The organism is Chryseobacterium sp. 2TAF14, from assembly GCF_052115105.1.
In the GTDB taxonomy this organism is placed as follows: domain Bacteria; phylum Bacteroidota; class Bacteroidia; order Flavobacteriales; family Weeksellaceae; genus Chryseobacterium.
The window spans coordinates 16,304-27,106 of sequence record NZ_JBFRGA010000012.1; the positions used below are offsets into that span (position 1 = coordinate 16,304).

The window sequence follows — 10,803 nt, forward strand, 5'->3', positions numbered from 1 at the left end:
TATTTAAAATTATTTAACGAAATAAATAAAGTGAAACTTTTTATATATTGTAAACCTTCGGATTTCTTTTTCTCTAATCATTTCGCTTAATATTTGTCGTGCTAAAATATCTATAAAAAGTTTCGGCGGCACCTTTGGCGCCGCCGAAACTCACAATTTTAAAAAATTTTTTTTAAGCTGTAGGATCTGCTACAAAAACTCTTTTCGCCAATTCCTGATCAAAAAGATATAAAGCAGAAGGGTTATCGCAAACCATTTTAATTTTCGTTACATATTGAGAAGCACTCGCTTCCTCTTCTACCTGCTCATTGATGAACCACTGTAAAAAAGAAGTCGTTGCAAAATCTCCTTCGTCGTTTGCATTTTTCACGATATTGAAAATACTTCTTGTTACTTTCTTTTCGTGCTCCAGTGCTTTTTCAAAAATATCGGTTGCACTTTCAAACTCGTGTGGGGGTTTTGGGATTTCACCTAAGATAATTTCACCTCCAACGTCATTTAAATAGTCAAACATTTTATCGGCATGCATCAGTTCTTCTTTGCTTTGTACTCTGAAGTAATTGGCAATACCGTCAAGATCTTTTGCTGAAAACCAAGCAGACATTGATAAATAATATTGAGCCGCATATTGCTCGTGAGCGATTTGTTCGTTTATTAGCTGTGCAATTTTTTCACTTACCATAATAAAAAATTTATATTCAAAATTACGGATTATAAGACGAATTGGAAAGTTTTCACAAAATTTAGATTTAGATTGAATATAAAAAGGGCAGAATTGCTTCTACCCTTCCAACATTAAAAATCAAAATTACGAACTTCTATATCAGCTTAGATTGAAGTTCCAGACTGAGGTTTTGCCATCATTTTTCTGTCACCTTTCATTTTTCTTTCTTTCATTGCAGATTTTCTTTCTTCCATTTTAGCTTTTCTTGAAGCCTGCCATTTATCATATTGCTCCGGAGACAGAATGGTTTTCATTTCATTATCCATTTGCTGTCTTTTAGCTTTCATCTTTTCCATTTTAGCCTGTCTTTCGACTTTATTTTTTTCAAACTCAGCTTTCATTTCGGCTTTACGTTTTTCATGCAGGCTTTTTATTTTTGCGACCTGAGATTCATTCAGGTTTAATTCTTTTTGCATATCATTCATTCTTGCCTGCTGTTTCATCTCCATTTTTTTATGCATTTCCTCTCTGTTCATTTTTTTATCACGAGGATTTACCTGTTGTGCCATTGCAAAACTTCCTGTTACGATAAAGGCTGCGGCTAGTACTAATTTTTTCATGTGCTTAAATTAATTAATTGTTTTGTTATATCTTTTTGATACATAAATTTTCAATAAGTTAAAAACCAAATTCATAAATAATGTTAAATTTTATTATTAATAATTTAACAAATATCAAAATAAAAAAGAGAGTAGGTAATAAAACCCACTCTCAACACCACTCAAATATAATATATGAAAATTAATTTCTGACTAAGTTTCCTCTAAAGCCAGAGTTTCTTCCTTCATTAGAATTATTCTGCTGTCTCGGAGAACTATGCTGTTGTCTCGGGCTGGAATTCTCATTCCTTGGCTGGCTTCTGAATCCTCCGTTTCCATTATTTCTTGGAGAACGGGTTTCAGGTCTTGGAGCAGCTTCTCTTTGTCTTTCCACCCCTTCATTTCGTCTGCTATCATTTCTGAATCCTCCATTATTGCTTCTCACTCCGCCATTTCCGTTATTGCTTCTAATCCCGTTGTTTCCGTTGTTGTTTCTTACTCCGTTATCAGAATCTGATTTTCTAAAACCTCCTGATGAATTTCCTTTTCGTACGCCGCCCACATCTCTGGATCTTACAATATTCAATGTTGGATTGTCATTTCTTCGGAAACTATTTCTGTCAACTTTATAAATATTGATATTTACATTTCTGTATCGAGGTGTCACCCTGAATCTCGGAACATAATGCGTTCTTCTGTAATTCTGGAAATAAACAATCGGGCTTGAACCGTGGTAATAATTGTTTTTAAATATAACAAAAACTCTTGGTCCTAAAATTCTTTCCATTGCATAAAACCTGTCGTAATACCATCTGTCCGGATTGTAACGGTAGAAATTATTCCACGCTGCAAAACTTGAATATAAATTATTCAGATACAAAATCTGATCAATTTGCCAACGGTTTAATCTGTGCTGGATAAAAAAACCATTCCAGTTGATATTGATAATACTCTGCCTGTAATCATTGTAATAACTCTGATAATAGTCTTGCGGATAATAATCTTGCGGATAATTGTAATAATAGTCATCCGGAAAATAATTTCTGTCGTCCTCATCACTGTAATAGCCGTCATTATTTCCGTAATATCCGTCATTATCCCAACCGTTATTTGGATATTGCTGAGCAAACGTCAACGTCGCTAATCCAAGTGCAAATCCTATAAATATTTTTTTCATTTTGATAATCATTAATTGGTTAATATCAGAACTTTCATTCTTGTCTTTTTGATGTAGATACAAAAAAGAAGTTAAATCCTCAGATAAAACTTCTTTTTAAAATATTTTTAAACGATTGATTTTCAGTATAATAATTTTAATCAACCTCTCCCACTGTCATTGATCCAATTTGAAATTTTTTGGTTGAATTCTAAATTTTCCGTTAAATTTTCAAGGTTTAAATGCATTCTGTAACGCCAATAGTGCGGAAATACTGCAGGATTATTAATTCTTTCATTTTCCATCTCCGAATTGAGCAGATTTTCATCCGTTGCAAAAAATTCCTGAAYCGGGAAAATCGCTAACATCGCATCATTGTAAAGGTGCTGTTTCATGATCATTTCTGCTAAATAGGGATTTAAATCTTCAGGAGCTTTTCCGTATTGATTTAATTGTTGATTAAAATAAGTTTGCGTTAAAACCTGATTTTCTTTCCACCATTGGCGGAGCGTAGAGCTGTCGTGCGAAGAAGCGGTAACCACATTCAGATAACCTGCGTTTTTAGGATTGTAAAAAGGAAGATTTCCGGGAGGCATTCGCTGAACCTTCAAAGCAATAATCGCAAGTTCATCCATCACTTCGGGCACACAATCAGGAACCAAACCCAAATCTTCACCACAAATCAGCATATCTGTTGCATTTAGGATGACCGGAAGTTTTTCCATTGCTTTTTCTTTCCACAAATAATCTTGCCTTTTAAAGAAATAATCCTGATAAAGCTCATAAACAGACTGTTTTTCCCAATCTGAAAGATATTGGTAAGACTCTGTTTTAAAAACATTGAATCTCGGATGATAAACAGTTTCGCCATTTTTTTCTTCCGTTAAAAACAAGACATTGGCACAAAGTGAAATCAGTTTTTCGGAAATATTTTCCTTTCTACTTTTAAAATAATCAGAGAGCTTTCTTTGAGTGTCAAATTCTTCTTTAAACTGATACGTTCCGTCAGGATTTTTATCGATAAACTCTAAAGCTTTGACAGTTGCCTCACCAAAATATTTCCATAAGATCTCATCATTGATGAAAGGCTTGCAATATCTTTCAAAATCAAAGGGAATGTGTCTTGCTTTAAATTCATCAGAAACCACCGGAATGGCAGGATAAAAATATCCCAAAATACCCTGAGTTGCAGAAATTGGCATTTTCCATATTCTGAAAAACCCTAAAATATGGTCGATTCTCATGGCATCAAAATATTTTTCTAATGCTTTAAACCTGTTTTTCCACCATCTGTAATGATCGGCTTTCATCGCTTCCCAATTGTAAGTCGGAAATTCCCAGTTCTGCCCGATTTCGGTGAACTGATCAGGCGGAGCACCTGCCTGAAAATCCATCCCGAATAGATCAGGCTCCGTCCATGCTTCTACAGAATACCTATAAATTCCGATCGGCAAATCTCCTTTTAAAGAAATTCCCAAACTGTGAATGTAATCTACAGCATCTTCCAGTTGCTTATGAAGCTGAAACTGTACCCAGGCATGAAGCATCGAAGCATCGTAATCTTTATTTTTAGCTGAAAAAAACGGGGCAATTTTACCAGCAATATATTTTTTATGAGTTTTCCATTCTTTGAAATTTGGCGTTTTGTATTTATCTCTCAACACACAAAATGCAGCATACGGCAAAAGCCATTTTTCGTTATCTTTAATAAATTTTTTAAAACTTCTGTCTTTATAAATTTTCTCTTTTTCGGCTTTAAAAACAGCTTTAAGATACTTCCATTTTGCAGAAATCATCTTATCGTAATCAATTAAATCTAATGAGTTTAATTCTGATTTTTCTGACTGATATTCATCAACTAGTTCTTTAGGTAAATCATAATCCAGATCCTCAATTGAAATGTATTGCGGATGTAAAGCGTAAACAGAAACAGCAGCGTAAGGGTAAGAATCTGTCCATGAATAATTGGCTGTTGTATCATTAATCGGCAAGATCTGAATAATTCCCAGTGACGCTTTGTCTGCCCAATCTGCCAGTTTTTTTAAATCTGAAAATTCTCCCGCTCCGAAACCATCTTCTGTTCTCAAAGAAAAAACAGGAACGGCAACACCGGCATCGTGATACATCTGGTAAGATTTAAACCTGAAATAATGGTTTGATACAATCTGCAGTACATCTTTTTGCGGGTTAGGATCTGTTGATCGGTTCCCGCCATTTTCCACATCAATTACTTCTCCTTTTTTGGTATCAAAAATTGCGTATTTATATTGTATAAGCTGAATTTCCGGAATATCGACAGATGCTTCCCAAATTCCGAAATCGGTCTGTGACAAACGAAGTGAATTTTCATAGCTCCAATTTCCTAAAGAAGGAGTGTTTCCTATTAAGACAATTTCCCAGTCAGGATTATAAATTGGCGCTTCCAGCCTAAATAAATGCGTATGCTTTTTTAAAACCGAAATTTTTAGTGGAACCAATTGAATGAGTTTATTTCTGAGAATTTTATTATTTAAATAATTTTCAGGAAAGTTTTTGCTGTTCCATTCATCAAAAATTAAAAACTCTTTATAGTTGTGAGGAAAGTTGAGACAATGCAGAACAAACTCTTCACGTAAAATATTCTCTTTTTCATCTTTAAGCTGATATTTGTAAGCAATTGATTTAGAAAAAAAATCTACCTCACATTTCCACAAACCATTTCCGGTATGAAACATCGTATAACTTCGGGCAACAGAATCTTTTTCATTAATAGCCAATTCAAGTTTTTCTCCGTTTTTCGTGTGGTATTCGATATTAAAATATAATTTCATTGGTGCAAATTTCATTAAAAATACGGCTAAAAATTGTAAAATGCATTGTTGCAATATCAAATATTCATTAAAAAAACCTTTCCCCTGCAAAAGAGAAAAGGTTTTAAATATTATAAAAAAGTCAATTTACTTGGTTACTAAAATTTTCTTCGACAATAAGCTTTTCCCGGATTCTTCTGTGATATTTACCAGATAAGCTCCTGTCACCATGTTTCTGAGGTGAATTTGCTGATTAAGATTTCCATCTTTTACTGACAAAGTTGTCGACATTACCGCTTTCCCCGAAATATCAAAAACAGTAAGCTTTATATTTCCTTTTATTGCCTTATCATTTAAATTTACCGTGATGGTTTGATCATCAACTTTTGTTGGGTAAACATCGATATTTGCCAAAGCATTTACAGCAGCAATTCTGTCATTTGCAAAATATTTGCTTGCCAGATCATAAATATGCAGGTTTTGCTCACCGGGAAGTTGTTTTGCTTCAAGATCACTAAGACTTACTTCATATAAAGCAGCTCCTTTTGCGCTTGCAATTACCACTTTTCCTTTAGAATTTACTGCGGCTCCATTTACAGAATATGCTTCCGGCAAACCATTAATTTTACCTACAAATTTTGCTTTTAATTCTTTAGTTGAAACTTTAAAAACATTTCCCGAAGCAGAAAAAACGTAGAAATTGTTATCTGCATCGGCAATCATATCACCGCCAAAACCGGTTTCCATTGCAGTAAAAGAATTTTTACCGTTCGATGCATCATCCTGAATAATTCCAAGATCGTTTACAACGTATTGATTATTCTTTTTACTGATTTGAATAAATTGTGTTCCTGAATTATTGATGGCATAAATATTTCCGTCATAGCCGGTCGCCATTCTTGTAATATGCGAGTTGATATCGCAAGACGTAACTCTTGCCACGGTATTTTCAATTAAAGTAATTTCTTTTGTTTTTTGATTTAAAACATAGATGTTAGAAGAAAACATCGGCATGTACACCAAATTATTACCCGAAGAGTCAAAAGCTAAAGCCGCCAAAGACATTGACTGAGCGTGGTTGTAAGAATTTTTGTCTTCAGTAATCACAGTTTTCCTGGATTGAGAGGTAACCATTGCTTCAGAAGAAACACCAAAAATACTTTGCCCCGAAGTTCCGTCTGAATTCATCGCGCGGAAATCATTAAACTCAATTCTCGGAGAATCTTTCCCAGCCAGTGCAAAAAAATCCTGCTGCGCATTGATTGTATTTCCAAGTAATAATAAGATAATAGGGAATAAATGTTTTTTCATATATAAATTTTTATTTGTAATTGTTTTAGCCTTACTAAGTTAAACAATTTTTGAATTTCTTTTAAAAATTATTTCTAAAATTTGGAACTTACTAAAATGCATAAAAAAACTCCCGCAGATTTTGCTGATTGGGCAGATAATTATTTGTAAAAAATCTGCGTAATCTTTAAAATCTGCGAGAGATATAAATTGAAAAATTTTCTTTAGTTCAAAACGTAAGTTGTACCGTCTCTACCGTCTTTTAATTCAATTCCTTCTGCTAAAAGTTTATCTCTGATCTGGTCTGAAAGGTCAAAATTCTTAGATTTTCTTGCTTGATTTCTCAGCTCAATTAAAACCTGCAAAGTCTGGTCTAATTTTTCATTATTATTTTCTTCGATATTCTGTAAACCTAAAACATCAAAAACGAAAGCATTTAAAGCTGATCTTAAATCTTCTAAATCTTCAGCCGAAATAGTTTCTTTTCCATCTTTTAATTTAAAGATAAAACTAACCGCTTCAAAAAGATGTGAAATTAGAATGGGCGAATTGAAATCGTCTGTCAATGCATCATAACATTTTTGTTTCCAGGCTTTCAGATCAAACGATGATGCATCCGAAACCTGAAGTCCGGAGCCTGAAACAATTTTCAAAGCTTCCATCAGTCTGCTGAAACCTTTTTCACTTGCCAACATAGCATCATTAGAAATATCTAAAACACTTCTGTAGTGCGCCTGTAAAAAGCAAAAACGAACAATTGCAGGATGAAAAGGCTTTTCAAAAAAATCGTTCTCACCGGAAACCAACTGCATCGGTAAAATATAATTTCCTGTTGATTTGCTCATACGCTGCGAATTCATCGTTAACATGTTTGCATGCATCCAGTAATTTACCGGAGAAGCTCCGTTGCAGGCTTTTCCTTGTGCAATTTCACATTCGTGGTGCGGGAATTTAAGATCCATTCCACCACCGTGGATATCGAAAGTTTCACCTAAATATTTTGTACTCATCGCTGTACACTCAAGATGCCATCCCGGAAAACCTTCTCCCCAAGGAGAATTCCAACGCATAATGTGCGCCGGAGAAGCTTTTTTCCATAATGCAAAATCCTGAGGATTTTTCTTTTCACCCTGACCGTCTAAATCTCTTGTGTTGGCAAAAAGTTCCTCAATATTACGTTTTGAAAGCTCGCCATAATTCAAACCTCTTGCATTATATTCCAACACATCAAAATAAACAGAACCATTGCTTTCGTAAGCGAAACCTTTTTCAATTAACTTCTGAGTCAATTCGATCTGCTCTACGATGTGGCCTGTTGCAGTCGGTTCAATATTCGGCGGCAGTAAATTAAACAGATCTAAAACCTTATGAAAATCTACAGTATATTTCTGCACAATTTCCATCGGTTCTAATTTTTCAAGACGGGTTTGCTTTACAAAACGGTCGTTATTTACGTCTCCGTCGTCAGTAAGATGACCTGCATCAGTGATATTTCTTACATATCTTACTTTATAGCCAAGATGCATCAAACTTCTGTAAATAAAATCGAAAGAAAGGAAAGTTCGCACATTTCCCAAATGCACGTTGCTGTAAACGGTCGGTCCGCAAACGTACATTCCTACATTTCCTTCTAAAATTGGTTTAAAAATTTCTTTTTCCGCAGTAAGCGAATTGTATATTTTTAGTTGCATTTATTTTTAATTAAAAGATTTAATGATTTTAAGATTCAAAAATTAGATAAAACAAATTCTGTCACAACAAATAATGGTTGTGATGAAAATCTGATTTGAAACTTTTTTAAATTTTATCATTACTTAAATAGCTTTTAAATGATGTTGTAAATGATCAATATAATCGTTAATAATATACTCTAATGTAAAAATCTGAGGCTCAGTTTTTGTCATATCGCAGGTTCTCTGCAAAGCTTCATCAGGAATATTTTCAACCGTATTTACAATCTGAAAATTCAGAAATTTCCAAAGATTAATAATGTCTGAAGTCGGAACATTCTGATAATTCTGAGCTTTTACCCAAAAATTCTGATCATAAACAATATTCTCATTTTCTTTATATTGAGTGATTACAAATCTCCTGATATTCGATAAAGCACTATCACAAAGATGGCCTAAAATTTCTTTTTTCGACCATTTTTCAGGAGAAATTTTATACGACCAATCTTCTTCAGAAATATTTTCAAACTTCTGAAGTTCTTCGTTTACAATATTCTTGAGAATGAGATAATCCATATTTTATCTTAATTAATAATCAAGTTTTGCATGACTTCCTACATAATGAAGGAATTCCTGTCTGGTAATAGGATTGGTCCTGAAAATCCCACTCAGCTCTGCCGTAATCGTAGAACTTGCCGTATCTTTTATTCCCCTGCAGTTTACGCAAAGATGTTTAGCATCAATAATACAAGCGACATCTTTTGTTCCCAAAGCTTCTTTTAGAGCATCCACGATCTGCATTGTCAGTCTCTCCTGAACCTGCGGTCTTTTAGCATAATAATCTACAATCCTGTTGATTTTTGAAAGACCAATTACTTCACCATTTGAAATATAAGCAACATGCGCTCTTCCAATAATTGGTAAAAAATGATGCTCGCAAAAAGAATAAACAGTAATATCCTTTTCTACCAACATTTGGCGGTATTTATATTTATTTGAAAAGGTAGAAATTCCGGGTTTATTTTCGGGAAGTAAACCTCCGAAAATTTCGTTAACATACATTTTCGCAACCCTTTTCGGAGAATCTTTCAAAGAATCATCGGTCATATCAAGACCTAATGTTTCCATAATCTCGCCAAAAAGTTCGGTAATTTTTTCTATTTTCTCCTGTGGCGATTTCTCAAAAGCATCTTTACGGATCGGCGTGTGCTCTTTTCCTGTAAAAATATCATCATCGTTATCGGTAAAATCAACCATTTTAAATAATTTTCAACAAAAATACGGATAAAATCTTTTCGGGTATTTCAATTTATACTGAAAAATATTACCTTTCGGTTTTATTCTGCTAAAAAGTTATGATCACTGTTGAAGAAGTACAAAATACCCATCAAAAAAAGGAGTTTCTAGATTTTCCTGCAAGACTTTATCAGCATGACAAAAATTATATCAGACCTTTAGACAAAGACATCAACGAGATTTTTAACCCTGAAAAAAATAAATTTTATAAAAACGGAGAATGTGTAAGGTTTTTATTTAAAAATAAATCTGAAACTGTAGGAAAAATTGCCGTTTTTATCAATAAATCTTACGAACAGAATCAACCGACTGGCGGAATTGGCTTTTTTGATTGTATCAATGATCAGAAAACTGCCAATTTTATTTTTAATCATTGTAAAAACTGGCTTCAGGAAAGAGCAATTGAAGCGATGGACGGACCAATCAATTTCGGGGAACGTGATAAATTTTGGGGAGTTCTCTCGGAAGGCTATATCGAACCTTTGTATGGAATGAATTATAATTTCCCTTATTACAAAGAGCTTTTTGAAAATTATGGGTTCAAAGTTTATTTTGAACAATTGTGTTTCTCAAGACCTATTTTTGCGGAAGTTTCTAGAGTTTTTACTGTGATGCATGCAAAACACAGCAAAAACCCTGAGATCTCGGCAAGACCGATGAAAAAGAATAATCTGGAAAAATTTGCGAAAGACTTTACCGTAATTTATAATAAAGCCTGGGCTTCACATGGTGAAGGGAAATGTTTAGACGAATCAAAAACCCTGAAGATGTTTAAAACAATGAAACCCATCATCAATGAGCATATTTCCYGGTTTGTGTATGAAAATGATAAACCTGTTGCCATGTGGATGAATATTCCTGATCTAAACCAGTGGTTTAAATACCTGAACGGAAAATTTGGGATTATTGAAAAATTGAAATTTTTGTGGGTTAAAAGATTCAAGAAAAACGAAAAAATGGTAGGTCTCGTTTTTGGAGTTGTTCCGGAATGGCAAAGAAAGGGTTTGGAAGGTTATATGATCTGGGAAGGCACTCAACATTTAAGAAAATATACTGATTTCAAAACTACTGAGCTACAATGGATCGGTGATTTCAATCCTAAAATGATAAAAATTGCTGAAAACCTTGATACAACCGTCACCAGAAAACTGGCAACTTACAGGTATTTGTTTGATCGGAATAAAGAGTTTGAGAGGCACGAGATATTATAAAATAATTTCGGTGCATCCTTTGGATGYACCGAAATTATTAGAATCAGTAAAACTTTAAATTAGTTTTAAAACAATTCTCCAGCTATTTTTTTGATATTATCACTTTTCCCCATCGAGTAAAAATGCAG

9 protein-coding genes are annotated in these 10,803 nt (G+C 33.8%); 1 reads left to right on the forward strand and 8 read right to left on the reverse strand.

Annotation, left to right across the window (positions count from 1 at the left end; genetic code table 11):
* Nucleotides 1-172: 172 nt before the first annotated feature.
* The 8 genes from AB4Y90_RS03060 to folE form a co-directional block, all read right to left on the reverse strand.
* Complete coding sequence (locus AB4Y90_RS03060; RefSeq protein ID WP_441555874.1) at nt 173-682, reverse strand: ferritin; 510 nt, start codon at nt 680-682, stop codon at nt 173-175.
* Between the two features lie 146 nt (nt 683-828).
* Nucleotides 829-1,284, reverse strand: coding sequence for a hypothetical protein (locus AB4Y90_RS03065; RefSeq protein WP_441555875.1), 456 nt, complete (start codon nt 1,282-1,284; stop codon nt 829-831).
* Nucleotides 1,285-1,465: 181 nt separating this feature from the next.
* On the reverse strand, nt 1,466-2,440 hold the full coding sequence (locus AB4Y90_RS03070; RefSeq protein ID WP_441555877.1) for a hypothetical protein: 975 nt from the start codon (nt 2,438-2,440) through the stop codon (nt 1,466-1,468).
* 140 nt (nt 2,441-2,580) lie between these two features.
* Entirely contained in the window at nt 2,581-5,229 is a 2,649-nt protein-coding gene (locus AB4Y90_RS03075; protein ID WP_441555879.1) for a 4-alpha-glucanotransferase, read from the reverse strand.
* Nucleotides 5,230-5,355: 126 nt separating this feature from the next.
* Nucleotides 5,356-6,519 (reverse strand): T9SS type A sorting domain-containing protein, encoded by a 1,164-nt coding sequence (locus tag AB4Y90_RS03080; protein WP_441555880.1) that lies wholly within the window; start codon nt 6,517-6,519, stop codon nt 5,356-5,358.
* A gap of 203 nt (nt 6,520-6,722) precedes the next feature.
* Nucleotides 6,723-8,189: a cysteine--tRNA ligase gene (cysS, locus tag AB4Y90_RS03085; RefSeq protein WP_441555881.1), complete on the reverse strand. Its 1,467-nt coding sequence runs from the start codon at nt 8,187-8,189 to the stop codon at nt 6,723-6,725.
* Between the two features lie 123 nt (nt 8,190-8,312).
* Entirely contained in the window at nt 8,313-8,744 is a 432-nt protein-coding gene (locus tag AB4Y90_RS03090) for a DinB family protein (protein WP_441555882.1), read from the reverse strand.
* Nucleotides 8,745-8,756: 12 nt separating this feature from the next.
* Nucleotides 8,757-9,425: a GTP cyclohydrolase I FolE gene (gene folE / locus AB4Y90_RS03095; protein ID WP_441555883.1), complete on the reverse strand. Its 669-nt coding sequence runs from the start codon at nt 9,423-9,425 to the stop codon at nt 8,757-8,759.
* Nucleotides 9,426-9,523: 98 nt separating this feature from the next.
* On the opposite strand from folE, the gene AB4Y90_RS03100 reads away from it, so the two are divergent.
* Entirely contained in the window at nt 9,524-10,675 is a 1,152-nt protein-coding gene (locus AB4Y90_RS03100; RefSeq protein ID WP_441555884.1) for a hypothetical protein, read from the forward strand.
* Nucleotides 10,676-10,803 lie beyond the last annotated feature (128 nt).

What these genes read in the sequence shown, in the direction of transcription:
- folE (WP_441555883.1), bottom strand. Translation starts at nt 9,425, where the DNA reads ATGGTTGATTTTACCGATAACGATGATGATATTTTTACAGGAAAAGAG.
- cysS (WP_441555881.1), bottom strand. Translation starts at nt 8,189, where the DNA reads ATGCAACTAAAAATATACAATTCGCTTACTGCGGAAAAAGAAATTTTT.
- AB4Y90_RS03065 (WP_441555875.1), bottom strand. Translation starts at nt 1,284, where the DNA reads ATGAAAAAATTAGTACTAGCCGCAGCCTTTATCGTAACAGGAAGTTTT.
- AB4Y90_RS03070 (WP_441555877.1), bottom strand. Translation starts at nt 2,440, where the DNA reads ATGAAAAAAATATTTATAGGATTTGCACTTGGATTAGCGACGTTGACG.
- AB4Y90_RS03060 (WP_441555874.1), bottom strand. Translation starts at nt 682, where the DNA reads ATGGTAAGTGAAAAAATTGCACAGCTAATAAACGAACAAATCGCTCAC.
- AB4Y90_RS03090 (WP_441555882.1), bottom strand. Translation starts at nt 8,744, where the DNA reads ATGGATTATCTCATTCTCAAGAATATTGTAAACGAAGAACTTCAGAAG.
- AB4Y90_RS03080 (WP_441555880.1), bottom strand. Translation starts at nt 6,519, where the DNA reads ATGAAAAAACATTTATTCCCTATTATCTTATTATTACTTGGAAATACA.